Below are 26756 nucleotides of genomic sequence, written 5' to 3'. Positions count from 1 at the left end.
TTTTTTAACTTTTGGTAGATGATTTCGTTTTCCTCTAGGCTATAGGAATTAGCACCGCTTGCTAGAGGGTGACCTCCACCATCATGTTCCTTGGCGATTTCATTGATAGGATGGATTTTACTGCGTAAGCGAACGCGGTAGTGGCCATCAGCCTGTTCCACAAAAATTCCCCAGAGACTCACACTGTCAATACGTCCAGGTGCACCGACAATGGCTGCAGTTTCAGCATCGGTGACATTGAATCGTTTTAAGATTTCCTGACTCAGGATAACGCGAGCTGCGCCATTTTCATCCACTTCCAGATGGTCGTAAATGTAGCCTTGAAGTTTAGCAATTTTGTAGCTCATAGTATCCATTTTACGAGTGAGAGCCGCAAAGTCAAAGTTATGTTCTCTCAGATAAGCAGCCAGGTGAAGAGTCCGTGCAGTCGTAGAAGGATAAAGGAAGCGACCTGTATCACCGACAATTCCTGCAAAGAGCAACTCCGCAGCACGATCTGACAAGGCTAGTTGGGTTGTTTGGGCAAATAGAGTGATCATCTCGCTAGCACTACTTGAACTAGTATCGACCCAAGATAGGTCACCATATACATCATCATTTGGATGGTGGTCAATCTTAATGAGAAAATCACCTTGACTATAGCGCTTATCATCGATACGAGCAGTATTCGCCGTATCACAGACGATGACAAGGGCACCTTGGTAGGCACTATCTTCAACAAGATCCATTTCAGCCATCCAAGTAAGAGTTGGTTCATCAAAACCAACAGCTTTGATGGTTTTTTCTGGGAAATGATGTTTGAGAAGAGCTTTTAATCCCACCTGACTTCCCAAGGCATCTGGGTCAGGTTTCATATGACGGTGAATGATAATCGTGTCGTATTCTTTAATTTTTTCTAAAATTTGATGGCAAATTTCCATAAATAACCTCAATTCTTTCTCATTTCATTGTAGCACAAGAATTTTTATTTTTAAAATGAAAAAGATGTGATATAATGGAGAAAGATAAATTGAGGAGGACGATATGGCATTAGCAAAAATTGTATTTGCCAGTATGACCGGTAATACCGAAGAAATTGCAGATATTGTAGCAGACAAATTACGTGACTTGGGCTTGGATGTCGATGTTGATGAATGTACAACTGTTGACGCTTCAGACTTCTTGGAAGCAGATATCGCTATCGTTGCGACCTATACTTATGGTGATGGTGAATTGCCAGATGAGATGATGGACTTCTACGAAGACCTTGCAGATCTCAACTTGAATGGCAAAATCTACGGAGTGGTTGGTTCAGGAGATACCTTCTACGATGAATTCTGTAAGGCTGTCGATGACTTTGATCGTGTCTTTGTTTCAACAGGGGCAGAAAAAGGTTCAGAGTGTGTTAAAGTTGATCTTTCTGCTGAGGAAGAAGACATTGAACGCTTGGAACAATTCGCAGAAGAATTGGCTGCTAAAGTAGGATAAGCATAAAAGTGCGCTGATGTAATCAATCAGTGCATTTTTCTTATCGAGATTTGGGATTTTACTAGCCTATTTGGTGGCTTTTTGATACAATAATTCAAATAAAGGAGGAGACTGTATGGATTTAGATATTATTCGTCAAGAAATTGATCAGATCGACGACCAAATTGTCAAACTGTTAGAAGAAAGAATGCATTTAGTTGAAGGGGTTGTCGCTTATAAGAAGGCTTCAGGGAAACCGATTTTAGATACCAAGAGAGAAGCAGTTATTTTTGAAAAGGTCAGAAATCGTGTAGAAGACAAGCGCTATCAGGAGACTATTGTCTCAACATTTTCGGACATACTCAAACGTTCGCGTGATTATCAGGATCAAAACATCAAATGAAAAAAGAACAATTTTATCCGCTAGGGATTTTTCTAGCTGCCATGTTGGGCGGACTGGTTCGCTACCTGGTTTCCACTTGGTTACCAGCCAGTCCAGATTTTCCTTGGGGCACCCTTCTTGTCAACTATCTGGGTATTTTCTGCTTGGTTTATCTTGTCAAGGGCTATTTGGTCTATAAGGGAACCAGTAAAGGCGTTATTTTAGCTCTGGGGACGGGCTTTTGTGGCGGTTTAACAACCTTTTCCAGTCTCATGCTTGATGCTGTGAAACTGCTTGATACAGGGCGTTATCTTAGCCTAGTCTTGTATCTCATTTTAAGCGTGGGTGGAGGCCTGCTCTTGGCTTACTATTTGGGGAGGAAGAAATGGTAATCGTCTATCTTGCAATTGCTTGTGGCTTCGGAGCTTTAGTGCGCTATTTTTTTTCCCGCTATAATCAAGCTTCTAAATTCCCACTCGGAACGCTAATAGCCAATCTTTTGGGTTGTTTTTTAATTGGATTATTCTACAATCATGTGGAGTCTAAGGAAGTCTATGCTATTTTAGCAACAGGATTTTGTGGCGGTTTAACGACTTTTTCGACCTTGAATGATGAACTTCAAAGACTGTTAAGCGATAAGAAGTTTTTTTACGTTTACCTGATTTTGACCTATCTAGGTGGTTTGGTTGCGATTTTTTTAGGAATTCTGCTATAAATTTCTTTACTTTTTTATGGAAATTTGGTAAACTGTATCTTGTGTGTAATGGACGCACAAAAATACAGTTTATCCGCTGAGGAAGTTTCCTCAAGATTGACAAAGATAGGAGAATAAAATGAATCCATTAATCCAAAGCTTGACTGAAGGTCAACTTCGTACAGATATCCCATCATTCCGTCCTGGTGACACTGTTCGTGTACACGCGAAAGTTGTCGAAGGTAACCGTGAACGTATCCAGATTTTTGAAGGTGTTGTTATCGCACGTAAAGGTGCTGGCATCTCAGAAAACTACACAGTTCGTAAAATCTCTAACGGTGTAGGTGTTGAGCGTATCTTCCCAATCCACACTCCACGTGTTGAAAAAATCGAAGTTGTTCGTTACGGTAAAGTACGTCGTGCGAAATTGTACTACTTGCGTGCTCTTCAAGGTAAAGCAGCTCGTATCAAAGAAATCCGTCGTTAATTCGACTAAAAAACTCTGCTTTTCAGCAGAGTTTTTATCTAGCTCCCTTAGTTCAATGGATATAACAACTCCCTCCTAAGGAGTAGTTGCAGGTTCGATTCCTGCAGGGGGCATGAAAAGGCATATGAGTATGTTGTGAATGGACGATCAGCTATTGAATGGATTATCGATCAGTATCAAGTTAAAACTGATAAAAAATCAGGAATTACAGATGATCCAAATGACTATAGTGAGGATGAGAAATATATCTTCAATTTACTATTGAGAATGATCAATGTATCTGTAAAAACGCTTGACTTAATTAATAGCTTACCTAAATTTGAGGTGGAGGGGTTGTAATTATGAATTTAAACGGAAGTGTTTCAGATTTATTTATATTTTTGATAAAGTTTACATTAATGCTTACTGTTTTTTATTTCTATTTCAAAAATATAAATAGAAATAAATTGAGAAATCCTTATTTTAGAAGTATTGATAGAATTTTAAGTAAGTATTATTCAGGTTATTTTTTTAAGTTTTATGACTTGCAATACTATCCGGATTTAAAGTTTATTTATAGAAATTTGTTGTTTGAGTTTAACAGCGAAGGAATATTCCCTGAAACATTAGAATCATATATTAAAACTGAAATTAAAAAATCATCTTATATAAAAAAATCTTTAGCTCTAGTAATAGCTTTCTTTGGAGGTAAAGAATTAAATACTCTAATTACTAATTTTAATAGTATTAGCACTTATATTAATTTCGAAAATATAGGTATTTTCAAAATTAATAACCTATCTTCCCTTTTAGCTAATCCAGAAATTCGAGATATATTATTAGTATGTTTAGCAATCCTTATTTCCTTTTTATTTATATTCGTGGTTTTATTACTTGATAATACCTCTTTTATTAGAAAACATAGTTTAAATAAGCAAGGAAAACATATAATAGAAGATGTGATAGCTTACTATAAAAATTACGAAAATAAAGAAAATTTTAACTCGAACGATTTTGTATTCACAGATGAGTATATTTCTTTATTATATATTAGAATCATAAAGATTGAAAACATGTACATAATCAATTTCCCTAAGAAACTTATAGAAAAAAGAAGCAAGCATGAATGGAATATAGAAAATGTAAGAGGTAGACTTGATATTCCTAATGTACTTTTAAATAATCAGAAGTATACATTTATTTTTAAGAGAGAGTCAGAAAATTCTATTCCACGTTTAGATGATGTTAGATTTCAAAATGGTACTAGTGTAACAACAGTGGAACTAGAAAAGTTAAAAAAAATATTTGAAATACTATTTTTAGGCTCTGAAATTGAATATAATAAATTCACATCTGTCGAAAAAATGCTTTATAAATTCACGGTAAATAAAGAACATCCTAATATGTGGAATAAAGTCATCAAATATTTAAAATATGTAATTTTAATAGTAGGAACTCTTCTTTTTCTATTTTTACTAATTATTGTAGGGATATTTATTTTTAGAGACTATTTATTTTATACATTAGTTACCTTTTATTTACTTTTTAAACTAGCTCATTCAATGGTGAAAAAATTATTTAGTTAATTTAAGTGATAAATTATTAGATGGTTTAGTTTAAAACCAACTCAATTTGTAAAATTAAGCAGACAGAAAAAGCTATCGGTTATTTTTAGGGTAAAGTGTATACTAAAACCACTCAACTGAGCGGTTTTCGTCTATTCATACCCTTTTACAGTACCCATGTACGGATGGCATGGGCAACGCCAGATTCGTCATTTGTTTTAGTGATGTATTTGGCGATTTTTTTGATTTCTGGATTTCCATTTTCCATGACAACAGGGTTACCAACGACTTCCAGCATGGCACGGTCATTTTCTTCGTCTCCGATTGCCATGGTTTCATCTTTAGTCAATCCGAGTTTTTCAGCTAAGTGAGTAATAGCTGAACCCTTGTCTACATTCTTTTTAAGGAGTTCGAGGTAGAAAGGAGCAGATTTGTTGATGGAGTAGCGTTCGTAAAATTCGGCTGGGATTTTTTCAATCGCAGCATCGAGGATTTCTGGTTCATCGATAAACATACATTTGACAATTTCCTTGTCAGCCATTTCTTCAGGAGTGCGATAGAAGATAGGCATGCTGACGAGGGTTGATTCGTGCACTGTATATTTTCCTATATTACGATTGGCAGTATAGATACCGTCCTTTGTAATAGCGTGCATGTGGACACCGAGCTTACGACTGAGAAATTCCATATCTAGATAATCCTCATAAGTCAAGGATTCGCTGATAATCTCATGTCCTGTAGCGGTTTCTTGGACAAGGGCACCATTGAAAGTCACAACATAGTCACCCTCGTCTCTCAACTGCAAGTCGTCGAGAAGTTTGGCAACACCTGCAATAGGGCGGCCAGTTGCAATCACGACTTTGACACCAGCTTCTTTGGCATCTTGGATGGCAGAAAAGACCTCAGGAGTGATCTCCTTTTGGCTATTGACTAGGGTTCCGTCAATATCAACGGCGATTAGTTTAATACTCATAAATTTCCTCTTCTAGTTTTTATTTGGGGTAAAATGATCGTTCTCAATCAAGTGTAAAAATTGCTGGGTAATGCTTGCGAAGATACTGTTTTGGTCCAACATTTCTTTTGGAAAATAGAAACGATTATCTCCGTGGCGACTGCCAGCAAGGGATTGGACGATAGGAGACAGGCTAGAGAGTTCGGCCAGTTCTCCATTTTTTTGTAAAATCTCAATCTGTGTCCGTGGATTTTCAGATTCGGGACGATAGATATCATAAGGGAGGTCAAAGTTCTTATGAATGGCAGTATAGTAGTCGGGATCAAAGCCGATATCCTCAACTAATTTTCTCATGCTAGCGAGTTTGTCTTGGTCCTCTTGTGAAAAGGTAATGGATTTAAAGACCTTGCGGTTGACAAAGCGTTGCGACAAATCTGCGAGAATCTTGTCAGGACTGGTCATCCAGAGTTGGAAATAGGTATTCATCACACCATCATCCAGAGCTAGATAGTCAGACAAGGTCACATTTTTTTCAAAGAAAGGCAGGAGATGTGGAGATGTTCGTGCAAAGAAGTCCTTATCTTCTGGATAAAGTTCCTTGGCGCGTTTGAGGAGATTCTGCAGGAGAACTTCCATGGCCCGTGTTGCTGGGTGGAAATAGACCTGCATATACATCTGGTAGCGACTGAGGACATAGTCTTCGATGGCGTGCATGCCATTGCGCTGAAAGGCGATACCATTTTCGACAGGACGAATGACTCGAAGAATCCGAGTCAGGTCAAATTCCCCATAAGAAGCTCCTGTAAAATAGGAGTCGCGCAAGAGATAGTCCATGCGGTCTGCATCAATCTGACTAGAAATGAGTTGAACGACCTGCTTGTTAGGATAGGTATGATCAATAACACTGGCTACCTTTTCTGGGAAATCTGGCGCCACTTGTAGCAGGACTTGGTGAATCTCCGTTTCAGGACTTTGGATAATCTCCTGAGTAATGGCTTCGTGGTCTGTATCAAAGAGATGTTCAAAAGTATGGGAATAGGCACCATGACCAAGGTCATGAAGGAGCGCAGCGGTCATGGTGAGGAGGGATTCGGCAGGATTCCATTCCTCAGTATATTTTTCTTCAAAAATCTCTGTGATGCGACGAGCATTCTCATAGACTCCAAGACAGTGAGAGAAGCGACTGTGTTCTCCACCGTGGAAGGTATAACTGGACGTTCCCAGTTGTTTGATACGACGCAAACGCTGAAATTCTTTTGTATTAATCAAGTTATAGATGATTTGATTATTGACATGGATGTAGTTGTGAACTGGGTCACGGAATACTTTTTCGTTCATATGACCATTATAGCAAAAAGCTAGAGTTTTTGGTAAAATAGTAGGACAATAGACAAGAAAGAGGACCTGATGTGAAGATTCGGATGCGAAATACGATTCAGTTTGATGAGCAGTTGGAAGTGATTGACCAGCTTTATGACGTGGAAGTGCATGAAAAAGGAGATTATAGCTACCTGCTTTTCTATAATGAGGAAAAGGAAAAAGTGGTTATTAAATTTCATGGTCAAGAACTGGTGATGAGCCGTTTTTCCAATCCCAAGACCATTATGCGCTTTTTAAAGGATAGTGATAGTTTTGCCTATATCCCTACACCTATGGGCATGCAGGAGTTTATCATCCAAACGAGCCATTATCAAGTTGATGGGCAAAAGATTGAACTAGATTATCAACTACAAAATCAAGAGGGACATCCCTTTGCCAGCTATCAATTGGAAATTACTTGGTGCTAGGCTCATGTCTTTTTCAAATTTAGCTAGCTATCTTTTCGGATTAGCCTGCTAATGTGGTAGATTAGACTAATTTTTGGTATAATAAAAGTTATGGAAATCGAAAAAACCAATCGTATGAATGCGCTCTTTGAATTTTATGCGGCGCTTTTGACAGATAAGCAAATGAATTATATAGAGCTCTACTATGCTGATGATTACAGCCTTGCTGAGATTGCCGAGGAGTTTGGTGTCAGTCGTCAGGCTGTCTATGATAATATCAAGCGGACAGAAAAGACTCTGGAAGATTATGAGATGAAATTGCACATGTACTCGGACTACATTGTCCGCAGTCAAATTTTTGACCAGATTTTAGAGCGCTATCCCAAGGATGACTTTCTGCAGGAGCAGATAGAAATTTTAACAAGCATTGATAATAGAGAATAAGAGGAAGAAAAATGGCATTTGAAAGTTTAACAGAACGTTTGCAGAACGTCTTTAAAAATCTACGTAAAAAAGGAAAAATCTCTGAATCTGATGTCCAAGAGGCAACCAAAGAAATTCGCTTGGCCTTGCTTGAGGCCGACGTTGCCTTGCCTGTTGTAAAGGACTTTATCAAGAAAGTTCGTGAGCGTGCAGTCGGGCATGAGGTCATTGATACCCTTAATCCTGCGCAACAGATTATTAAAATCGTTGATGAGGAACTGACAGACGTTTTAGGTTCTGATACAGCTGAGATTATCAAGTCACCTAAGATTCCTACAATCATCATGATGGTTGGTTTACAAGGAGCTGGTAAAACAACCTTTGCTGGTAAATTGGCCAACAAACTCAAGAAGGAAGAAAATGCTCGTCCTTTGATGATTGCGGCGGATATCTATCGTCCAGCAGCCATTGACCAGCTCAAAACTCTTGGACAACAAATTGATGTGCCTGTCTTCGCACTTGGAACAGAAGTACCAGCTGTTGAGATTGTACGTCAAGGTTTGGAGCAAGCCCAAGCTAATCATAATGACTATGTCTTGATTGATACGGCAGGTCGTTTGCAGATTGATGAGCTTTTGATGAATGAGCTTCGTGACGTGAAAGCACTGGCTCAACCAAACGAAATTCTCCTCGTGGTTGATGCCATGATTGGTCAAGAAGCGGCCAATGTTGCGCGTGAGTTTAATGCTCAGTTAGAAGTGACTGGGGTCATCCTTACCAAGATTGATGGGGACACTCGTGGTGGTGCTGCTTTATCTGTTCGTCACATTACTGGAAAACCAATCAAGTTTACTGGTACAGGTGAAAAGATTACGGACATTGAAACCTTCCACCCAGACCGCATGTCTAGCCGTATCCTTGGCATGGGGGATATGCTCACTTTGATTGAGAAAGCTTCTCAAGAATACGATGAGCAAAAAGCCCTTGAAATGGCTGAGAAGATGCGTGAAAATACCTTTGATTTCAATGATTTCATTGATCAGTTGGATCAGGTGCAAAACATGGGGCCGATGGAAGACTTGCTCAAGATGATTCCAGGTATGGCCAACAACCCAGCCCTTCAAAACATGAAGGTAGATGAACGCCAGATTGCTCGTAAACGTGCCATTGTGTCTTCAATGACACCTGAAGAACGTGAAAATCCCGATTTGTTAAATCCAAGCCGTCGCCGTCGTATCGCTGCAGGTTCTGGAAATACTTTTGTAGAAGTCAATAAATTCATCAAAGACTTTAACCAGGCTAAACAACTCATGCAAGGTGTCATGTCTGGAGATATGAACAAAATGATGAAGCAAATGGGAATCAATCCAAACAACCTTCCTAAAAATATGCCAAATATGGGAGGAATGGATATGTCTGCCCTTGAAGGAATGATGGGACAAGGCGGTATGCCTGACCTGTCAGCTCTCGGAGGAGCAGGAATGCCAGATATGAGCCAGATGTTTGGTGGCGGACTAAAAGGTAAAATCGGTGAATTTGCCATGAAACAGTCAATGAAACGTATGGCTAACAAAATGAAAAAAGCGAAGAAGAAACGTAAGTAAGACAAAGGAAGGCCGCAGGGCTTTCCTTTTTTAGAAAGAAGAAAAATGAGCACTTCCGTAATTGGAAATGCTCGTTTTTTGATGTGTTTAGACTCTTAATCTTTATTTTCGTATGGTAAGATCAAGTTCAAGATGATTCCTGTCATGGCTGATAGGGCAGTACCTGAAAGGGTAACTGGACCAAGTTTAAGGATAGCTCCTCCAAGTCCAAGTACCAACATAGCACTTGCGATGATTAGGTTACGCATTTGACTGAAGTCTACACGTTCTTTGATCAAGACTTTCAAACCATTACTTGCGATAACTCCGTAGAGAAGGATTGACATACCACCAAGTACAGCATTTGGAATGGTTGAAATCAAGGCAGTGAATTTACCAAGGAAGCTAAGGGCAATCGCGATGAAGGCAGCGTTACGGATAACTGAGACAGAAGCGATACGAGTCATACCGATAACCCCTGTATTTTCTCCATAAGTTGTATTGGCTGGTCCACCAAGGAAGGCAGAAACTGAAGTTGCGATACCGTCACCAAGAAGAGTACGGTGAAGACCTGGTTCTTTCAAGAATTGACGGCCACAGATTTGACCCAAAACAGTATGGTCTCCGATATGTTCAGAAATTGTTACGATAGCGATTGGCAAGATAGCGATGGTTTCTGGACCGAAGTAAAGATTGTATTCTTTAAAGGCACCGCCTGTATTAAATGGCAAGTAGAAACCAGGAATCTCGAACCAGTTGGCTTTAAGAACTGGTGTAAAGTCAACCAAGCCAAGTGTTAGTGCGAAGAGGTAACCACCGATAATGGCAAAGAGGAATGGAATGATTCGTAGGAAGCCTTTTCCTTTTGTATTGATAAAGGCAGCAATCAAGAAAGTAACAACTGCTACAAGAGCATTTTTCCAATTCCCGTCAGCTACAAGACCAGCATTGGTAACAGCTGAACCTGCAAGTCCCAGACCGATAACGATAATCATAGGTCCGATGATGATTGGTGGCAAGAGTTTATCAATCCATTTTGTACCTGCAAAACGAACACCTGCAGCCACAAGGACATAGACCAAACCAGTCAAGATAACTCCTGTTTGAGCAGCAGATACATCACCCCCCATTTCTTTCATAGCCAGTGACATTGCTGTGATAAAGGCAAAAGAAGAACCTAGATAAACTGGAACTTTAAATCCAGTTGAAATCATATAGATGAGTGTCCCGACACCTGAAGCAAAAAGGGCAACAGATACAGGCATTCCCAAAATCAAGGGTACCAAGATGGTCGCACCGAACATGGCGAAAACGTGTTGGAAACTAAGGAGAATTCCTTTTCCAGCCGAAGGACGTTGGTCAACGTCTAGTAACAAATCAACAGTTGATTCTTGTTTCATATAAACCTCACTTTTGGGCATCAAAAAAGAGCCCATTATTTTACAGCAATAGGCCCTCAGAGTAAGACTTCTCTAAAATCTAGACTTTAAAGAGTTTCAAGTATTTCTGCGTCTTCGTCACCTCACGGGATGACATTAAAAACCTTTGCTTGTGATAGTATAGCAGAAATTCCGAACTTTGTAAACATTTTTTACTAAAAAATTTAAAGCGGGCGTTTGTTGGGCATGCCAGCCTTTCTTGGATATTTATTTGGTGTTTCTTTTTTCTTTTCTACCACTGTGATGTAACGTGGATCTCCATTTGGTAGGGCGTAGCTGAGATTGTCTTCTACTTTACTAAAAAGGAGGTTGAGGGCATTCTTAGCTTCTAATAATTCCTCAGGAGCATTGCTAGCCTTGAGTGCCAATAGTTTTCCGCCAACTTTAAGGTAGGGAATAGTTAATTCAGATAGGACTTGCATACGGGCAACCGCACGAGCCGTTACAAAATCATACTGAGCACGGAAGTTTTTGTCTTGGGCAAAATCTTCGGCACGTCCATGGTAGAAATGAACATCGTCTAAATCCAGTTCCTGAGCCAAAAGTTTGAGGAAGTTGATGCGCTTGTTGAGAGAATCAATGATAGTTACATTTAGCTGAGGATAGAGGATTTTCATAGGTAGACTAGGAAATCCTGCCCCGGCTCCAATATCAAGAAGTTTGATAGTTTCATTTGAAATTAAGCCTTGCAGAATGGGTGCAATCGAATCGTAAAAGTGTTTCAGATAGACTTCTTCCTTATCTGTAATAGCCGTCAAATTAATCTTCTCATTCCACTCGACCAAGAGTTCAAAATAGCGTTCAAATTGTTTTTTTTGCTGGTCCGAAAGTGAAAGATTTTGCTCGGCAAGCAAGTTGTAAAATGTTTCTGGTTTCATAGTTTTTTCCTTCTTTAGTATCATCTTATTTTACCACAATCATTAAAAATTTGATATACTGGTACTAATCTAAAAGCAGAAAGGACTTATATAATGACTTGGATTATTCTTGGAGTTATCGCTCTTGTTGTGATTTTTGTGATTGTTAGCTACAACGGTTTGGTTAAGAATCGTATGCAAACAAAGGAGGCTTGGAGCCAAATTGATGTTCAGTTGAAACGTCGAAATGACCTCTTGCCAAACTTGATTGAGACTGTAAAAGGTTATGCCAAATATGAAGGTTCTACCCTTGAAAAGGTGGCAGAACTGCGTAACCAAGTGGCGGCAGCGACTTCACCAGCAGAAGCTATGAAAGCTAGTGATGCCCTTACTCGCCAGGTTTCAGGTATCTTTGCAGTTGCAGAAAGCTATCCAGATTTGAAAGCCAGTGCCAACTTTGTTAAATTGCAAGAGGAGTTGACAAATACAGAAAATAAAATTTCTTACTCTCGTCAACTCTACAACAGTGTTGTCAGCAACTACAATGTAAAATTAGAAACTTTCCCAAGCAATATTATCGCTGGAATGTTTGGATTTAAAGCAGCAGATTTCCTTCAAACTCCAGAAGAGGAAAAAGCAGTTCCTAAAGTTGATTTTAGCGGTTTAGGTGACTAAGATGTTGTTTGATCAAATTGCAAGCAATAAACGAAGAACGTGGATTTTGTTGCTGGTATTTTTCCTACTCTTAGCTCTTGTTGGTTATGCGGTTGGTTACCTCTTTATGCGGTCTGGGTTTGGTGGTTTGGTTATCGCACTGATTATCGGCTTTATCTATGCCTTGTCCATGATTTTTCAATCGACAGAGATTGTCATGTCCATGAATGGAGCGCGTGAGGTGGATGAGCAAACGGCACCAGACCTCTACCATGTAGTGGAAGATATGGCTATGGTGGCCCAGATTCCTATGCCTCGTGTTTTCATCATTGATGATCCAGCCTTAAATGCCTTTGCGACAGGTTCTAACCCTCAAAACGCGGCGGTTGCTGCGACTTCAGGTCTCCTGGCTATCATGAATCGTGAAGAACTAGAAGCTGTTATGGGACATGAAGTCAGTCATATTCGTAATTACGATATCCGTATTTCGACTATTGCTGTTGCCCTTGCTAGTGCTATCACCATGCTTTCTAGTATGGCAGGTCGTATGATGTGGTGGGGTGGAGCAGGTCGCAGACGAAGTGATGATGACCGAGATGGAAATGGCCTAGAAATCATTATGCTCGTAGTTTCTCTACTAGCTATTGTGCTGGCACCTCTTGCTGCCACCTTGGTACAACTAGCTATTTCTCGTCAGAGGGAATTCCTAGCGGATGCTTCCAGTGTCGAGTTGACGCGCAATCCTCAAGGGATGATTAATGCTCTACGCAAGTTAGACAACAGTAAACCGATGAGTCATCCTGTCGATGATGCCAGCAGTGCACTATATATCAATGATCCCAAGAAAGGGGGAGGGTTCCAAAAACTCTTTTATACCCACCCACCGATCTCAGAACGGATTGAACGTTTGAAACATATGTAAAAAAGAATCCAGAGGTCGTCTCTGGATTTTTGCTATGTTGCAAATTTATAAATCTTCTAAATTAACTACTTCTAAACCGTGTTCTGTCAAGCGATAGATGGTCGAACAGACTTCTTTTAAGAAACGACGGTCATGCGAAACAGTGATGATACCACCTGGATATGTTGCAAAGAGTTTTCTTATTTCAGGTTGAGAAGTTGGAGAAAAGTTTCGTGTAGGTTCATCCAGCAGGAGAAAGTTTGGTTTGCGCAAGACTAAATCCAAAAGCAGGAGTTTTCCCTGTTGTCCGCCAGATAAGGAGCGAATTTGATGCTGCATTTCTGGATAACTAAAATTGAGACTTGCTAAGTGAGATTGGATTTTCTGTAGTTCCTCTTTTTCTCCAGTTTTGCTGAGGTAGGCTATTGGTGATAAATCCAATTGCAGTTTTTGCTGGTAATCTTGTGGCATAAAACCAAGGGAAATCTCTTTTTTATCATTAAGAAGTTGATGTAACTTGGCTAACAGAGTTGATTTACCAACACCATTTTGACCGATGATACCGATTTTTTCTTGCCTACGGACAGTTAGTTGTAGTTCCTGAGACAAAACTCGGTCGCCAATGGACAAACTTTCTTTTTCCAGCTGGATTAAGACTTTAGAAGCAGGTAATGGCTGTATGTCTGAGAAGAAAAGTTGAATGTGTTCTTCTTCAAGTGGTTTTTGGGTCATGGACTGAGCTGTCTTTTCAATGCGTTTTTCTTGAGAGAGAACATTTTTCATCTTTTTAGCTAATAGGCGCCCAGCAGTACTGTCTTTGGTAGCTCGAAGCGCAGTCTCTACATTTTGCTTGACTCGCCGATGTTTTTCCATGGTTTTATCGTAGGCTCTTTGCTCGTTAGCAGCTTGCTGGCTTTGTTTGATAAAATTAGCCTTTCTCTGGTCGCTATAGCGATCATAGTCTAAATGTTCTACTAGGGTTTCCGCTTCTTTACGGTGCTTGATCAGTCGCAGGTGGACAATAGTATCAGCCGTTTCAGAAAGAAAGTCTTCATCATGGGAAATGAAAATAACGGTTTGCCTCATCTTCTGTATCTGTCTTTTTAGCCAATCAACCGTCTCAAGGTCCAGGTCATTTGAAGGTTCATCTAAAAATAGAATCTCAAAGGGTTTGGCTAACTCATGGATGAGCTGAATTTTCAAAGCTTCGCCACCCGATAGGCTCCCGATATCTTGGTCACTAGCAAAGCGATTGCTATCAAAATGCAATTCCTCAGCTAAACGATAGAGGACACTGTAATCTAAATCAATAGTATCTAAAAAGAAGTAGTTGTGTAAAGTTTTCTTTTTCAGGTCCTCGGGGAGTTTTTGAGGAATGTAGGCTATTGATTGATAATCAGATTGAATGTCTCCCCTGATAGTGAAATCAGACAAAGTTTCCCCCATTAAAGTTTTAAGTAAGGTTGATTTTCCATTTCCTTCTTCGCCAATAATAGCGACCTTTTCCCCGTCTTGGATGGTCATGCTTAGGTCAGAGACAAGGTCTCGTAAATCTTTGTTTTGAGTGATGGTCAGGTGATTAATTTTTATCATATAATTGCCCTTTCTAGAATGTCCATAGTGCATAACAAAAAGCTCTACTTTATCTAGTAGAGCCCAAAGTCACTGTCAGAAACGCTATTATCCATGTTGAAAATCCTGTCAAACTAGGCTTGTCTACCCCTATCCAACCCAAGAGGAGCAGATGGTTAGCTTTCTAGTTTTTTGATTTTCAAAGAGGATAAAGTACCAGAAAATCTAGTACAAAAAGAGCACACAAAAAGAGACAAAAACAAGATCTACTAAATAAAGATTATTTATTTGATAGACTTAGTTGTTCATGTCTCCCTTACCTCCGAGTATTAGTACCTCTATCCTATACCTTTCAGGAACTTTTGTCAATAGAAAACTGGAAATTCTAGGTTTTATACTCAATGAAAATTAAAGAACAAACTAGGAAACTAGTCGCAGGCTGCTCAAAGCACAGCTTTGAGGTTGCAGATAGAACGGACGAAGTCAGTATCTCATACTAACGACAAGTCGACGTTGACGCGGTTTGAAGAGATTATCGAAGAGTATAACTCAGATAGGAGTTGGGTTGCATTAGTAATCAGTGCTTTGTCTTCCATGTGAGCCTCCTCCTTGCTCTGATGTATTCTTGCCGACAGTATAGCACTAAAAACAAAATTTTCATGGTAAATATGTCAAAAATTCAAATTTTAATTACAAAGTTTGGTGTGCTGGTTTGTGGCCTTTTCATGGTATAATCAAGAGAGTAAATCTTTATGGAGGAAGTATGAAATTAAATATTCAAGAAATTCGTAAGCAGTCTGAAGGCTTGCATTTTGAACAGACGTTAGACCTAGTTGCTGACCTGCGTTCACGCAATCAAGAAATTTTAGATGTAAAAGATATCCTTGCAGTTGGGAAAGTACAGTACGAAGACCGTATGTATTTCTTAGATTATCAACTATCTTATACCATTGTTCTTGCTTCAAGTCGCAGTATGGAGCCAGTTGAGCTAGTTGAATCTTATCCAGTAACGGAAGTTTTCATGGAAGGCGCAACTAACCAACTAGATCAGGAAGTTTTAGACGATGATTTGGTCTTGCCTATCGAAAATGGAGAACTTGACCTTGCTGAGAGCGTGTCAGACAATATCTTGCTAAACATTCCTATCAAGGTCTTGACAGCAGAAGAAGAGGCTGGTCAAGGATTTGTTTCTGGAAATGACTGGCAAATCATGACAGAGGAAGAATACCAAGCTCAACAAGCAGTTAAGAAAGAAGAAAACAGTCCTTTTGCTGACCTACAAGGACTATTTGATGGAGACGAGTAATGGTCTTATCAAAAAAACGAGCACGAAAAGTGCTAGAAGAAATCATTGCTCTTTTTCCAGATGCTAAGCCTAGTCTTGATTTTACCAATCATTTTGAACTCTTGGTTGCGGTCATGTTATCAGCTCAGACAACGGATGTAGCGGTAAATAAGGTCACACCAGGTCTCTTTGTTGCCTTTCCAACCCCACAAGCCATGTCTGTAGCGACAGAGAGTGAGATTGCCTCACATATTTCTCGCCTGGGACTGTATCGAAATAAGGCTAAATTCCTTAAAAAATGTGCCCAACAGTTACTAGATGATTTTGGCGGTCAGGTCCCTCAGACACGTGAGGAATTAGAGAGTTTAGCAGGTGTTGGTCGCAAAACAGCCAATGTTGTCATGAGTGTGGGGTTTGGGATTCCAGCTTTTGCAGTGGATACTCATGTGGAACGTATTTGTAAACACCACGATATCGTCAAAAAATCAGCAACACCACTTGAGGTGGAAAAACGGGTCATGGATATCTTGCCACCGGAGCAGTGGCTAGCAGCCCATCAGGCCATGATTTATTTTGGACGAGCCATTTGTCATCCTAAAAATCCAGAGTGTGACCAGTACCCACAGTTATATGATTTTAGCAATTTATAAGATGGATCATCAAAAGTTTTTGCTTGATTTTAGGCCCGCTTTGTGCTATAGTAATTGATAATTAAATATTCCTTTAAACCTGTCCCGTGAGGCAGGCAAGGAGCGCGATAAAGTAGAAGGGTGAAGTCTATACTGTTTCCAGTAAGGCTCGCTTGGCTATACATTTCAAGTCTCCTTGTTTAAGGAGACTTTTCTTTTTGGAGGTTTGTCATGAAGACAAAAGAAGTTGTAGACGAATTAACCGTCAAACGAGCGATTACGCGTATTACTTATGAGATTATCGAGCGCAACAAAGATTTGAATAAAATCGTCTTGGCTGGTATTAAAACTCGTGGTGTCTTTATCGCCCACCGTATCCAAGAACGTTTGGAGCAACTAGAAAATCTTTCAGTTCCTGTTGTGGAATTGGACACCAAACCTTTCCGTGATGATGTTAAAAGCGGAGAAGATACTTCTTTGATTTCTGTTGATGTGACAGGCCGTGAAGTCATCTTGGTGGACGATGTACTTTATACAGGTCGTACTATTCGTGCTGCTATTGATAATATTGTAGGTCATGGTCGTCCTGCGCGCGTGAGTTTAGCAGTTCTAGTCGATCGTGGACATAGAGAATTGCCAATCCGTCCAGATTACGTTGGGAAAAATATCCCTACTAGTCGTTCTGAAGAAATCATCGTAGAGATGGCAGAACTTGATGGCCAAGACAGAGTTCTGATTACTGAAGAAGCTTAGAAAGCTAAAGGAGTAGCCATGTCAGAAAATCAACAAGCATTGAACCATGTTGTATCCATGGAAGACCTCACTGTTGATCAAGTGATGAAATTGATCAAGCGAGGAATTGAGTTTAAAAACGGAGCTCAGCTTCCTTATGAAGACCACCCGATTGTTTCCAATCTTTTCTTTGAGGATTCTACACGGACGCATAAGTCCTTTGAAGTGGCAGAAATTAAACTGGGATTGGAACGACTTGACTTTGATGTGAAAACTAGTTCGGTTAATAAGGGTGAGACACTTTATGATACCATTTTGACTTTGTCTGCTTTAGGAGTGGATGTCTGTGTGATTCGCCACCCAGAGGTTGACTACTACAGAGAGTTAATTGCTAGTCCCACGATTACGACTTCCATCATCAATGGTGGAGATGGTTCGGGACAACACCCTAGCCAGAGCTTGCTTGATTTGATGACTATTTATGAGGAATTTGGTCACTTTGAGGGTCTTAAGGTTGCTATTGCAGGCGACTTGGACCACTCACGCGTTGCCAAATCCAATATGCAGATTTTGAAACGCTTGGGAGCTGAACTTTACTTTGCTGGACCTGAGGAATGGAGAAGTCAAGAGTTTGCGGACTATGGACAGTTTGTAACCATTGATGAAATCATTGATCAGGTGGATGTCATGATGTTTCTCCGTGTGCAACATGAACGCCATGATAGTGGAGCTGTATTTTCAAAAGAAGACTACCATGCCCAACATGGCTTGACTCAAGAACGTTATGACCGTTTGAAAGAAACAGCAATCCTTATGCACCCAGCTCCAGTCAATCGTGATGTAGAAATCGCAGACCACTTGGTTGAAGCACCAAAATCACGGATTGTCCAACAAATGACCAATGGTGTCTTTGTTCGAATGGCAATCTTAGAATCCATACTGGCGAGTAGAAACGCCAACTAAAACACAAGACGTTAAAAGACGCCAGTGAGCGTCCACGAGAGGTGAAAATATGACAAAAAGACTTCTAGTATTAGAAGATGGCACAGTTTTTGAAGGCAAGGCCTTCGGAGCAGATATTGATGTAACAGGCGAAATCGTCTTTAATACAGGCATGACCGGCTACCAAGAATCCATTACAGACCAGTCTTATAATGGACAAATCTTGACCTTTACTTATCCTTTGGTGGGAAATTATGGAATCAACCGTGATGATTACGAATCTATTATTCCAACTTGTAAGGGAGTTGTTGTTTTCGAAGAGGCACGTAGAGCAAGTAACTGGCGCAACCAAATGACCTTGGATGAATTTTTGAAAGCCAAGAAAATTCCTGGTATTTCAGGGATTGATACGCGTGCTCTTACCAAGATCATCCGTAAGCATGGTACTATGCGTGCAACCTTGACCCATGTTGGGGACAGCATGGACCATGTGACGGACCAACTCCAAGCGACAGTCTTGCCGACAGATAATATCAAACAGGTTTCTACTAAAACATCTTATCCAGCTCCAGGAGTTGGTTTGAGCGTAGTGCTAGTGGACTTTGGTCTCAAGCACTCAATCTTACGTGAACTTTCTAAGCGCAACTGTAACGTGACTGTTGTTCCTTATTCGACAACGGCAGAAGAAATTCTCCATCTTAATCCTGATGGAGTTATGTTGTCAAACGGTCCTGGTAACCCAGAGGATGTTCCACAAGCACTCGACATGATTCGTGGTGTGCAAGGAAAAATTCCAATCTTTGGTATTTGTATGGGACACCAACTATTTGCTATGGCAAACGGGGCTAAGACTTATAAGATGAAATTTGGTCATCGTGGCTTTAACCATGCAGTACGTGAAATTGCAACAGGACGAGTAGACTTTACTAGCCAAAACCATGGTTATGCAGTCAGTCGTGAGGATTTGCCAGAGCACTTGATCATTACCCACGAAGAAATCAATGACAAGTCAGTTGAAGGTGTGCGACACAGATACCAACCTGCTTTCTCTGTCCAATACCACCCAGACGCAGCACCTGGCCCACACGACGCAAGCTACCTGTTTGACGAGTTTATCGAGATGATGGAAGCTTTTAAACAATCAAACTAAGAACGAGTAAAAGCTCGTCGGAGAATTTATGTAACTGAACACGGACGGAAAGCTCGGAATTTAGAGAAACCAATTTGGATTGTCAATCCTTCCTTGGTTTCCTAAAATTCAATCGCTTTCTATTCGTCCTTTGTATCTTATTTAATGTCGCCCTGAGAGGCGACGAATAGAAAGGCAGGTCGTTTCTTTTAGTCGCTATCAGGCGAACTAAAAACTCCCTGCACTAGATTTTTTACCGAAAAGTATCGTTTCGCTAAAAAATCGTCGGAGAATTTATTTAATGGCAACCTGAGAGTTGCCGAATAGAAAGGAGAAGATACATTGTTCGCGGAAGTGAACACGCCCTAAGAACTGTGTGAAAAAGATAAACATCGTCTTGACGCTGAAGGCGTCTGCACCGAGTTTCCTATTCTCACTGTGTTCTTTACGGGCTTTGTATCATAAACTATGCCTAAACGTACTGATATTCAAAAAATTATGGTGATTGGTTCTGGTCCGATTATTATTGGTCAGGCTGCTGAGTTTGACTATGCTGGGACCCAGGCTTGCTTGTCGTTGAAAGAGGAAGGGTATGAGGTTGTCTTGGTTAACTCAAACCCTGCCACCATCATGACGGACAAGGAGATTGCGGACAAGGTCTATATTGAACCGATTACACTTGAGTTTGTGACACGAATTCTTCGTAAGGAACGTCCAGATGCCTTGCTACCAACACTCGGTGGTCAGACAGGTCTAAACATGGCCATGGAATTATCTAAAAATGGTATCCTTGATGAGCTTGGTGTTGAGCTTCTGGGTACTAAACTATCTGCCATCGACCAAGCGGAGGACCGTGACCTCTTTAAACAATTGATGGAAGAACTCAACCAACCCATTCCAGAATCTGAAATTGTCAACACAGTCGAAGAAGCTGTTGCCTTTGCAGCAACAATTGGCTACCCAGTCATCGTTCGTCCAGCCTTTACACTTGGTGGTACTGGTGGTGGAATGTGTGCTAATGAGGAAGAATTGCGTGAAATCGCTGAAAATGGATTGAAATTGTCACCTGTGACCCAATGTTTGATTGAACGTTCGATTGCAGGTTTCAAGGAAATCGAATACGAAGTGATGCGTGACTCAGCTGACAATGCTTTGGTTGTTTGTAACATGGAAAACTTTGACCCAGTTGGGATTCACACAGGGGATTCCATCGTATTTGCCCCTGCCCAAACCATGTCAGATTATGAAAACCAAATGCTACGTGATGCGAGTTTGAGCATCATTCGTGCCCTCAAGATTGAAGGTGGATGTAACGTTCAGCTAGCACTTGATCCCCACAGCTTTAAGTATTATGTTATTGAAGTAAATCCTCGTGTATCGCGTTCGTCAGCCCTTGCTTCTAAGGCGACAGGTTACCCGATTGCTAAGTTAGCTGCTAAGATTGCAGTAGGTTTGACCTTGGATGAGGTGATCAACCCGGTTACAGGTTCAACATATGCCATGTTTGAGCCAGCCCTTGACTATGTGGTGGCTAAGATTCCACGTTTCCCATTTGACAAGTTTGAAAAAGGGGAACGTCGTCTTGGTACCCAGATGAAGGCCACTGGAGAAGTTATGGCCATCGGTCGGAACATCGAGGAATCTCTCCTTAAGGCTTGTCGCTCTCTAGAAATTGGGGTGCACCACAATGAAATGCCTGAACTTGTAGCAGTTTCTGATGATGCTTTGATTGAAAAGGTTGTGAAAGCTCAAGATGACCGTCTTTTCTATGTATCTGAAGCAATTCGCCGTGGCTACACACCAGAAGAAATTGCTGAATTGACCAAGATTGATATTTTCTATCTGGATAAACTCTTGCATATCTTTGAAATTGAGCAAGAATTGGGTGCTCATCCACAAAATCTAGAAGTTTTGAAAACTGCCAAACTTAATGGATTTTCTGATCGTAAGATTGCTGAACTCTGGGAAACGACAGCTGACCAAGTTCGTCAACTTCGTTTGGAAAACAAGATTGTCCCAGTCTACAAGATGGTTGATACCTGTGCGGCAGAGTTTGACTCTGAAACTCCATATTTCTATTCAACCTATGGTTGGGAAAATGAATCTATCAAGTCTGATAAAGAATCCGTTCTAGTTCTGGGTTCTGGTCCAATCCGTATCGGTCAAGGGGTTGAGTTTGACTACGCCACTGTTCACTCTGTTAAGGCTATTCAGGCGGCTGGCTACGAAGCTATCATCATGAACTCAAACCCAGAGACCGTTTCTACAGATTTCTCTGTATCTGACAAGCTCTACTTTGAACCATTGACATTCGAAGATGTTATGAATGTTATCGACTTAGAGCAACCAAAAGGCGTTATCGTTCAGTTTGGTGGTCAAACAGCCATCAATCTTGCGGAGCCATTGGCAAAAGCAGGTGTGACCATCCTTGGTACACAGGTTGCTGACCTAGACCGTGCTGAAGACCGCGACCTCTTTGAGCAAGCTCTCAAAGACTTGGATATTCCACAGCCACCAGGACAAACGGCTACCAATGAAGAAGAAGCAGTTCTTGCAGCTCGCAAGATTGGCTTCCCAGTTCTTGTCCGCCCATCTTATGTACTTGGTGGACGTGCCATGGAAATCGTTGAAAACGAAGAAGACCTTCGTTCTTACATGCGAACTGCTGTTAAGGCTAGTCCAGACCACCCAGTTCTTGTCGATTCTTACATTGTTGGTCAGGAGTGCGAAGTTGATGCCATCTCAGACGGGGAAAATGTTCTCATCCCTGGTATCATGGAGCATATCGAACGTGCCGGTGTCCACTCAGGTGACTCAATGGCCGTTTACCCACCACAAACCTTGTCGCAAAAGGTGCAAGAAACAATCGCAGACTATACTAAACGCCTAGCAATCGGTCTTAACTGCCTTGGTATGATGAACATCCAGTTTGTCATCAAGGATGAAAAAGTCTACGTTATTGAGGTCAATCCGCGTGCTAGCCGTACGGTTCCTTTCCTTTCTAAAGTAACCAATATTCCTATGGCTCAGGTAGCAACCAAGCTTATTCTTGGTCAAAGTTTATCAGAACTTGGCTACCAAGATGGTCTTTACCCTGAAAGTACTCGAGTTCATATTAAAGCACCAGTATTCTCCTTCACGAAACTAGCTAAGGTAGACAGCTTGCTCGGTCCTGAAATGAAGTCAACAGGTGAAGTTATGGGTTCTGATACGACTTTGGAAAAAGCTCTCTATAAAGCCTTTGAAGCTTCTTACCTACACTTGCCAACCTTTGGTAACGTTGTATTTACTATCGCTGATGATGCGAAAGAAGAAGCCTTGGATTTGGCTCGTCGTTTCCAAAATATTGGCTATGGAATCCTCGCGACGGAAGGGACAGCTGCCTTCTTTGCCAGTCATGGATTGCAAGCCCAACCTGTTGGTAAGATTGGTGATGACGATAAAGATATCCCAAGTTTTGTTCGCAAAGGAAGAGTTCAAGCTATCATTAACACAGTTGGAACCAAACGAACTGCTGATGAAGATGGTGAGCAAATCCGCCGTTCAGCCATTGAACACGGGGTACCCCTCTTTACAGCATTAGATACAGCTAACGCCATGCTCAAAGTATTGGAAAGCCGTAGTTTTGTTACAGAAGCAATCTAGTTGAGAAAGAATTTTCACAGTTAAAAAGCCAGCGTCAGAAAACGCTGGCTTTTGCAATACTGGTGTTGCTTATTTCAGCTATCATGCTTTCCTTAAGAATCGTTCCAAAATGTGATATAATAAGAATAAATTGGAAATAGGCAAACTATTTTCATTTTATTTTCAAAAGCTTCATTAATAAACTAGGTAAAGACTTGATTAGAAAGTGAATATTCCTATGTCTTCTTATAAAAAGGTCTCCCTTTCTGAGATCAATCAATCTATTGAAACTCCCAATAACAATCATTTTTGGCAAAATCTAAAAGCATTTTTAGGGCCTGGAGCTCTTGTAGCAGTTGGTTATATGGATCCTGGAAACTGGATTACCAGTGTGGTTGGTGGTGCTTCCTACAAGTATAGTCTCTTATTTGTTATTTTGATTTCATCCATCATCGCCATACAATTACAACAGATGGCTGGAAAGCTTGGTATCGTGACTAGGATGGATTTAGCGCAGGCAACAGCTCATCATGCTCCTAAGTGGCTCCGTTATAGTCTGTGGGTGATTGTAGAATTAGCTTTAATGGCGACAGACTTGGCTGAGGTTTTGGGTTCAGCGATTGCCTTGAATCTTTTGTTTAAAATACCGATTATGGTGGCTATCCTCCTAACTGTTTTAGATGTATTTCTTTTGCTTTTGTTGATGAAATTTGGCTTCAAGAAGATTGAAGCTATTGTTACAACCCTTATCTTAACCATATTAGGAATCTTTTCTTATCTGGTGGCTTTATCTAATCCAAGTATGCAGGGGATCTTTGGTGGTTATTTACCGACTTCAACTTTGTTTGAAAGTCCTTTGCCGGGACATGAGAGTCAACTGACTTTGGCTTTAGGGATTGTAGGAGCGACAGTTATGCCCCATAATCTCTATCTTCATTCATCCCTATCTCAAACAAGGAAAATCAACCATAAGGATAAAAAGGATGTTCGAAAAGCTGTGCGTTTTATGACCTGGGACTCAAATCTTCAGTTGTCCCTAGCCTTTGTTGTCAATTCCTTGCTTCTCATTTTAGGGGCATCGCTCTTTTTTGGTCATGCATCTGAAATTTCAGCATTCTCTCAAATGTACAATGCCTTACAGGATTCGACAATAGCAGGAGCAATAGCCAGCTCAACTCTGTCAACTTTATTTGCTCTGGCTCTCTTAGCAAGTGGCCAAAATTCTACTATCACAGGCACCTTGACAGGACAGATTGTCATGGAAGGTTTCTTGCATATGAAATTACCTCAGTGGATCATCCGTATCGGTACACGTATTTTTGCCTTGCTCCCTGTGATTATAGTTGCTGTTTTGTTTGGACATCAAGAAAAAACCTTGGATCAGTTGTTGGTCTATTTACAGGTCTTTCTTTCCATCGCTCTTCCGTTTTCAATCTTCCCCTTAATCTATCTGACCTCTAAGAAGTCAGTGATGGGAGAATTTACCAATGCCAAGTGGAATACAATCCTTGGCTACGTAGTTTCAATCATCTTGACTATTCTCAATATCAAGCTGCTTTTCGATATTTTTTAAACTTTTTTGAGATTATTATATAAAATTTTTCCCTGCCTGCTAGTATGAGTTTTTTGATTGTAAAGACTTTTTCCTAGACTATTCGTAGTAATATCATAAAGTTAGCTAATAAGAAATGAAGGGCAGTAAGTCAAGCGATTCCTTTGAAGTTTCAAAGCTTAATTTTAAGTTTTTTTTAAGGAAATTATATTATTCTGAAGAACTCTAAAATTTCACAGCCATTTATTAGTAATGACTACAGAATTCCTGGTCATTACTAGAAATGGACTAGCTTCTTTGAAGATATAGAGTTGCTTAATCCTCCTATTCTAGAACGGGAGGTCCGGTATTTCTTTCATGATAGGACTAGATTGTGGTATAATAGAGAGAATAAGTTTTTTTAGTAAGACAAAGGAGAAAATAGATGATTTATGCAGGAATTCTTGCTGGTGGAACTGGCACGCGTATGGGAATCAGTAACTTGCCAAAACAATTTTTAGAGCTAGGTGATCGACCTATCTTGGTTCATACAATTGAAAAATTTGTCTTGGAACCAAGCATTGAAAAAATTGTAGTTGGTGTTCATGGAGACTGGGTTTCCCATGCAGAGGATCTTGTAGATAAATATCTACCTCTTCATAAGGATCGTATCATCATTACAAAAGGTGGTGCTGACCGCAATACAAGTATTGAGAAAATCATTGAAGCCATCGATGCTTATCGTCCGCTTACTCCAGAGGACATCGTTGTTACCCACGACTCTGTTCGTCCGTTCATTACGCTTCGTATGATTCAAGACAATATCAAACTTGCTCAAAATCATGACGCAGTGGACACAGTGGTAGAAGCGGTTGATACTATCGTTGAAAGTACTAACGGTCAATTTATTACAGATATTCCAAATCGTGCTCACCTCTATCAAGGACAAACACCTCAAACATTCCGTTGCAAGGACTTCATGGATCTTTACGGTTCTCTCTCTGTCGAAGAGAAAGAAATCTTAACAGATGCATGTAAAATCTTTGTCATTAAAGGAAAAGATGTAGCCTTGGCCAAGGGTGAATATTCAAATCTAAAAATCACAACCGTGACAGATTTGAAGATTGCAAAAAGTATGATTGAGAAAGACTAGTAAAATGATTAATCAAATTTATCAACTAACTAAGCCTAAGTTTATCAATGTCAAATATCAGGAAGAGGCTATTGACCAAGAGAATCATATCCTCATCCGCCCTAATTATATGGCGGTCTGTCATGCGGATCAGCGTTACTACCAAGGAAAACGTGATCCCAAGATTTTGAATAAAAAGCTTCCAATGGCGATGATTCACGAGTCATGTGGAACCGTTATTTCTGACCCGACGGGAACCTATGAGGTTGGTCAAAAAGTTGTCATGATTCCAAATCAGCCTCCTATGCAGAGTGATGAAGAATTCTATGAGAACTACATGACAGGGACCCATTTCTTGTCTAGTGGTTTTGATGGCTTTATGAGAGAGTTTGTTTCTCTCCCTAAAGACCGTGTGGTGGCTTATGATGCTATCGAAGACACGGTTGCAGCGATTACAGAGTTTGTCAGTGTCGGCATGCACGCTATGAATCGTCTATTGACCCTTGCTCATAGCAAGCGGGACCGAATCGCCGTTATCGGAGATGGAAGTTTAGCTTTTGTGGTTGCCAATATTATCAACTATACTTTGCCAGAAGCAGAGATTGTGGTTATTGGTCGTCATTGGGAAAAATTGGAACTCTTCTCTTTTGCCAAAGAATGCTATATCACTGATAATATTCCTGAAGATTTGGCCTTTGATCATGCTTTTGAGTGTTGTGGTGGTGATGGTACTGGACCTGCTATAAATGACTTGATTCGCTACATTCGTCCTCAGGGAACGATTCTTATGATGGGCGTTAGCGAGTATAAAGTTAATCTCAATACACGCGATGCCTTAGAGAAAGGCTTGCTCTTGGTTGGTTCCTCTCGTTCTGGTCGCATCGATTTTGAAAATGCAATCCAAATGATGGAAGTCAAGAAGTTTGCCAATCGTCTTAAAAATATCCTTTATCTAGAAGAACCTGTAAGAGAAATTAAAGATATTCACCGTGTCTTTGCTACCGATTTAAACACAGCCTTTAAAACTGTGTTTAAGTGGGAAGTATAAGAGC

At 40.4% G+C, this 26756-nt stretch carries 27 protein-coding genes and 1 tRNA gene; 22 read left to right on the top strand and 6 right to left on the bottom strand.

Features of this window, described 5'->3' with window-relative positions:
• Window positions 1-920, bottom strand: a 920-nt coding sequence (locus NMM17_RS08470; RefSeq protein WP_254754240.1) for a bifunctional oligoribonuclease/PAP phosphatase NrnA, incomplete at its 3' end; no start/stop codon positions are given.
• 103 nt (window positions 921-1023) lie between these two features.
• On the opposite strand from NMM17_RS08470, the gene NMM17_RS08465 reads away from it, so the two are divergent.
• The 8 genes from NMM17_RS08465 to NMM17_RS08430 all read left to right on the top strand — a co-directional run bounded on the left by NMM17_RS08465 (window position 1024) and on the right by NMM17_RS08430 (window position 4574).
• Window positions 1024-1467, top strand: coding sequence for a flavodoxin (locus NMM17_RS08465; protein WP_001162128.1), 444 nt, complete (start codon window positions 1024-1026; stop codon window positions 1465-1467).
• Window positions 1468-1582: 115 nt separating this feature from the next.
• On the top strand, window positions 1583-1849 hold the full coding sequence (locus tag NMM17_RS08460) for a chorismate mutase (RefSeq protein WP_173219073.1): 267 nt from the start codon (window positions 1583-1585) through the stop codon (window positions 1847-1849).
• On the top strand, window positions 1846-2220 hold the full coding sequence (crcB, locus tag NMM17_RS08455) for a fluoride efflux transporter CrcB (protein ID WP_254754239.1): 375 nt from the start codon (window positions 1846-1848) through the stop codon (window positions 2218-2220). The genes NMM17_RS08460 and crcB (NMM17_RS08455) overlap by 4 nt, the downstream gene beginning before the upstream one ends.
• Window positions 2214-2543, top strand: coding sequence for a fluoride efflux transporter CrcB (crcB, locus tag NMM17_RS08450; RefSeq protein ID WP_254754238.1), 330 nt, complete (start codon window positions 2214-2216; stop codon window positions 2541-2543). The genes crcB (NMM17_RS08455) and crcB (NMM17_RS08450) overlap by 7 nt, the downstream gene beginning before the upstream one ends.
• Before the next feature lie 118 nt (window positions 2544-2661).
• On the top strand, window positions 2662-3009 hold the full coding sequence (rplS, locus tag NMM17_RS08445; protein ID WP_001068669.1) for a 50S ribosomal protein L19: 348 nt from the start codon (window positions 2662-2664) through the stop codon (window positions 3007-3009).
• Window positions 3010-3050: 41 nt separating this feature from the next.
• Window positions 3051-3122 (top strand) — tRNA-Arg (locus tag NMM17_RS08440).
• Between the two features lie 22 nt (window positions 3123-3144).
• Window positions 3145-3348, top strand: coding sequence for a type ISP restriction/modification enzyme (locus NMM17_RS08435; RefSeq protein WP_254754237.1), 204 nt, complete (start codon window positions 3145-3147; stop codon window positions 3346-3348).
• 2 nt (window positions 3349-3350) lie between these two features.
• Complete coding sequence (locus NMM17_RS08430; RefSeq protein ID WP_254754236.1) at window positions 3351-4574, top strand: hypothetical protein; 1224 nt, start codon at window positions 3351-3353, stop codon at window positions 4572-4574.
• Window positions 4575-4719: 145 nt separating this feature from the next.
• Here NMM17_RS08430 and yidA read toward each other — a convergent pair whose 3' ends face one another.
• Together yidA and NMM17_RS08420 are read right to left on the bottom strand one after the other, a co-directional pair.
• A complete protein-coding gene (yidA, locus tag NMM17_RS08425) occupies window positions 4720-5526 on the bottom strand; it encodes a sugar-phosphatase (protein WP_004261542.1) in 807 nt (268 codons plus the stop codon).
• Window positions 5527-5538: 12 nt separating this feature from the next.
• Window positions 5539-6843, bottom strand: coding sequence for an HD domain-containing protein (locus NMM17_RS08420; RefSeq protein WP_033685185.1), 1305 nt, complete (start codon window positions 6841-6843; stop codon window positions 5539-5541).
• A gap of 71 nt (window positions 6844-6914) precedes the next feature.
• Between NMM17_RS08420 and NMM17_RS08415 the strand changes: the two genes are divergently transcribed.
• The 3 genes from NMM17_RS08415 to ffh all read left to right on the top strand — a co-directional run bounded on the left by NMM17_RS08415 (window position 6915) and on the right by ffh (window position 9298).
• On the top strand, window positions 6915-7292 hold the full coding sequence (locus NMM17_RS08415; RefSeq protein WP_080713133.1) for a DUF1934 domain-containing protein: 378 nt from the start codon (window positions 6915-6917) through the stop codon (window positions 7290-7292).
• Between the two features lie 90 nt (window positions 7293-7382).
• On the top strand, window positions 7383-7715 hold the full coding sequence (locus tag NMM17_RS08410) for a putative DNA-binding protein (RefSeq protein ID WP_070527803.1): 333 nt from the start codon (window positions 7383-7385) through the stop codon (window positions 7713-7715).
• Window positions 7716-7726: 11 nt separating this feature from the next.
• On the top strand, window positions 7727-9298 hold the full coding sequence (ffh, locus tag NMM17_RS08405; protein WP_050203406.1) for a signal recognition particle protein: 1572 nt from the start codon (window positions 7727-7729) through the stop codon (window positions 9296-9298).
• Between the two features lie 95 nt (window positions 9299-9393).
• Here the strand turns inward: ffh and NMM17_RS08400 are convergent, their stop codons facing one another.
• Both NMM17_RS08400 and rsmG read right to left on the bottom strand, forming a co-directional pair.
• Entirely contained in the window at window positions 9394-10677 is a 1284-nt protein-coding gene (locus NMM17_RS08400) for a uracil-xanthine permease family protein (RefSeq protein WP_004241778.1), read from the bottom strand.
• Between the two features lie 203 nt (window positions 10678-10880).
• Window positions 10881-11594, bottom strand: coding sequence for a 16S rRNA (guanine(527)-N(7))-methyltransferase RsmG (gene rsmG / locus NMM17_RS08395; RefSeq protein WP_000801943.1), 714 nt, complete (start codon window positions 11592-11594; stop codon window positions 10881-10883).
• 93 nt (window positions 11595-11687) lie between these two features.
• Between rsmG and NMM17_RS08390 the strand changes: the two genes are divergently transcribed.
• Window positions 11688-12248: a LemA family protein gene (locus NMM17_RS08390; protein ID WP_000219828.1), complete on the top strand. Its 561-nt coding sequence runs from the start codon at window positions 11688-11690 to the stop codon at window positions 12246-12248.
• Between the two features lies 1 nt (window position 12249).
• A complete protein-coding gene (gene htpX, locus NMM17_RS08385) occupies window positions 12250-13149 on the top strand; it encodes a zinc metalloprotease HtpX (RefSeq protein WP_049551153.1) in 900 nt (299 codons plus the stop codon).
• Window positions 13150-13194: 45 nt separating this feature from the next.
• Here the strand turns inward: htpX and NMM17_RS08380 are convergent, their stop codons facing one another.
• Window positions 13195-14754, bottom strand: a complete 1560-nt coding sequence (locus tag NMM17_RS08380; RefSeq protein ID WP_049551154.1) for an ATP-binding cassette domain-containing protein — start codon at window positions 14752-14754, stop codon at window positions 13195-13197.
• A gap of 709 nt (window positions 14755-15463) precedes the next feature.
• Here NMM17_RS08380 and NMM17_RS08375 point away from each other — a divergent pair.
• The 9 genes from NMM17_RS08375 (at window position 15464) to NMM17_RS08335 (ending at window position 26752) form a co-directional block, all read left to right on the top strand.
• Window positions 15464-16006 (top strand): DUF177 domain-containing protein, encoded by a 543-nt coding sequence (locus NMM17_RS08375; protein WP_049551155.1) that lies wholly within the window; start codon window positions 15464-15466, stop codon window positions 16004-16006.
• Entirely contained in the window at window positions 16006-16635 is a 630-nt protein-coding gene (gene nth / locus NMM17_RS08370; RefSeq protein ID WP_254754235.1) for an endonuclease III, read from the top strand. Before NMM17_RS08375 ends, nth begins: the two co-directional genes overlap by 1 nt.
• Window positions 16636-16845: 210 nt before the next feature.
• Window positions 16846-17367, top strand: coding sequence for a bifunctional pyr operon transcriptional regulator/uracil phosphoribosyltransferase PyrR (pyrR, locus tag NMM17_RS08365; protein ID WP_033681983.1), 522 nt, complete (start codon window positions 16846-16848; stop codon window positions 17365-17367).
• Between the two features lie 18 nt (window positions 17368-17385).
• Window positions 17386-18309, top strand: a complete 924-nt coding sequence (locus NMM17_RS08360; protein WP_049551157.1) for an aspartate carbamoyltransferase catalytic subunit — start codon at window positions 17386-17388, stop codon at window positions 18307-18309.
• 49 nt (window positions 18310-18358) lie between these two features.
• The gene (locus tag NMM17_RS08355; protein WP_000166853.1) at window positions 18359-19438 is read left to right on the top strand and encodes a carbamoyl phosphate synthase small subunit; all 1080 of its coding nucleotides are present in this window, start codon (window positions 18359-18361) and stop codon (window positions 19436-19438) included.
• A gap of 447 nt (window positions 19439-19885) precedes the next feature.
• On the top strand, window positions 19886-23062 hold the full coding sequence (carB, locus tag NMM17_RS08350; protein WP_049551158.1) for a carbamoyl-phosphate synthase large subunit: 3177 nt from the start codon (window positions 19886-19888) through the stop codon (window positions 23060-23062).
• 217 nt (window positions 23063-23279) lie between these two features.
• Entirely contained in the window at window positions 23280-24614 is a 1335-nt protein-coding gene (locus NMM17_RS08345; RefSeq protein ID WP_254754234.1) for an Nramp family divalent metal transporter, read from the top strand.
• Between the two features lie 403 nt (window positions 24615-25017).
• On the top strand, window positions 25018-25725 hold the full coding sequence (locus NMM17_RS08340; protein ID WP_254754233.1) for a 2-C-methyl-D-erythritol 4-phosphate cytidylyltransferase: 708 nt from the start codon (window positions 25018-25020) through the stop codon (window positions 25723-25725).
• Window positions 25726-25729: 4 nt separating this feature from the next.
• A complete protein-coding gene (locus NMM17_RS08335; protein ID WP_000609877.1) occupies window positions 25730-26752 on the top strand; it encodes a ribitol-5-phosphate dehydrogenase in 1023 nt (340 codons plus the stop codon).
• The last annotated feature ends 4 nt before the right edge of the window (window positions 26753-26756 follow it).

Source organism: Streptococcus sp. CF7_Ac1-12, assembly GCF_024295905.1.
Classification (GTDB): Bacteria; Bacillota; Bacilli; order Lactobacillales; family Streptococcaceae; genus Streptococcus; species Streptococcus mitis_AP.
Note: the sequence above shows the minus strand (reverse complement) of the source record. Positions and strands in the feature narration are given on the sequence as shown.

What these genes read in the sequence shown, in the direction of transcription:
- NMM17_RS08375 (WP_049551155.1), top strand. Translation starts at nt 15,464, where the DNA reads ATGAAATTAAATATTCAAGAAATTCGTAAGCAGTCTGAAGGCTTGCAT.
- crcB (WP_254754238.1), top strand. Translation starts at nt 2,214, where the DNA reads ATGGTAATCGTCTATCTTGCAATTGCTTGTGGCTTCGGAGCTTTAGTG.
- NMM17_RS08465 (WP_001162128.1), top strand. Translation starts at nt 1,024, where the DNA reads ATGGCATTAGCAAAAATTGTATTTGCCAGTATGACCGGTAATACCGAA.
- yidA (WP_004261542.1), bottom strand. Translation starts at nt 5,526, where the DNA reads ATGAGTATTAAACTAATCGCCGTTGATATTGACGGAACCCTAGTCAAT.
- rplS (WP_001068669.1), top strand. Translation starts at nt 2,662, where the DNA reads ATGAATCCATTAATCCAAAGCTTGACTGAAGGTCAACTTCGTACAGAT.
- NMM17_RS08400 (WP_004241778.1), bottom strand. Translation starts at nt 10,677, where the DNA reads ATGAAACAAGAATCAACTGTTGATTTGTTACTAGACGTTGACCAACGT.
- ffh (WP_050203406.1), top strand. Translation starts at nt 7,727, where the DNA reads ATGGCATTTGAAAGTTTAACAGAACGTTTGCAGAACGTCTTTAAAAAT.
- carB (WP_049551158.1), top strand. Translation starts at nt 19,886, where the DNA reads ATGCCTAAACGTACTGATATTCAAAAAATTATGGTGATTGGTTCTGGT.
- rsmG (WP_000801943.1), bottom strand. Translation starts at nt 11,594, where the DNA reads ATGAAACCAGAAACATTTTACAACTTGCTTGCCGAGCAAAATCTTTCA.
- NMM17_RS08410 (WP_070527803.1), top strand. Translation starts at nt 7,383, where the DNA reads ATGGAAATCGAAAAAACCAATCGTATGAATGCGCTCTTTGAATTTTAT.
- NMM17_RS08420 (WP_033685185.1), bottom strand. Translation starts at nt 6,843, where the DNA reads ATGAACGAAAAAGTATTCCGTGACCCAGTTCACAACTACATCCATGTC.
- nth (WP_254754235.1), top strand. Translation starts at nt 16,006, where the DNA reads ATGGTCTTATCAAAAAAACGAGCACGAAAAGTGCTAGAAGAAATCATT.
- NMM17_RS08355 (WP_000166853.1), top strand. Translation starts at nt 18,359, where the DNA reads ATGACAAAAAGACTTCTAGTATTAGAAGATGGCACAGTTTTTGAAGGC.
- NMM17_RS08340 (WP_254754233.1), top strand. Translation starts at nt 25,018, where the DNA reads ATGATTTATGCAGGAATTCTTGCTGGTGGAACTGGCACGCGTATGGGA.
- htpX (WP_049551153.1), top strand. Translation starts at nt 12,250, where the DNA reads ATGTTGTTTGATCAAATTGCAAGCAATAAACGAAGAACGTGGATTTTG.
- NMM17_RS08460 (WP_173219073.1), top strand. Translation starts at nt 1,583, where the DNA reads ATGGATTTAGATATTATTCGTCAAGAAATTGATCAGATCGACGACCAA.
- NMM17_RS08430 (WP_254754236.1), top strand. Translation starts at nt 3,351, where the DNA reads ATGAATTTAAACGGAAGTGTTTCAGATTTATTTATATTTTTGATAAAG.
- NMM17_RS08390 (WP_000219828.1), top strand. Translation starts at nt 11,688, where the DNA reads ATGACTTGGATTATTCTTGGAGTTATCGCTCTTGTTGTGATTTTTGTG.
- NMM17_RS08335 (WP_000609877.1), top strand. Translation starts at nt 25,730, where the DNA reads ATGATTAATCAAATTTATCAACTAACTAAGCCTAAGTTTATCAATGTC.
- crcB (WP_254754239.1), top strand. Translation starts at nt 1,846, where the DNA reads ATGAAAAAAGAACAATTTTATCCGCTAGGGATTTTTCTAGCTGCCATG.
- pyrR (WP_033681983.1), top strand. Translation starts at nt 16,846, where the DNA reads ATGAAGACAAAAGAAGTTGTAGACGAATTAACCGTCAAACGAGCGATT.
- NMM17_RS08345 (WP_254754234.1), top strand. Translation starts at nt 23,280, where the DNA reads ATGTCTTCTTATAAAAAGGTCTCCCTTTCTGAGATCAATCAATCTATT.
- NMM17_RS08380 (WP_049551154.1), bottom strand. Translation starts at nt 14,754, where the DNA reads ATGCACTATGGACATTCTAGAAAGGGCAATTATATGATAAAAATTAAT.
- NMM17_RS08360 (WP_049551157.1), top strand. Translation starts at nt 17,386, where the DNA reads ATGTCAGAAAATCAACAAGCATTGAACCATGTTGTATCCATGGAAGAC.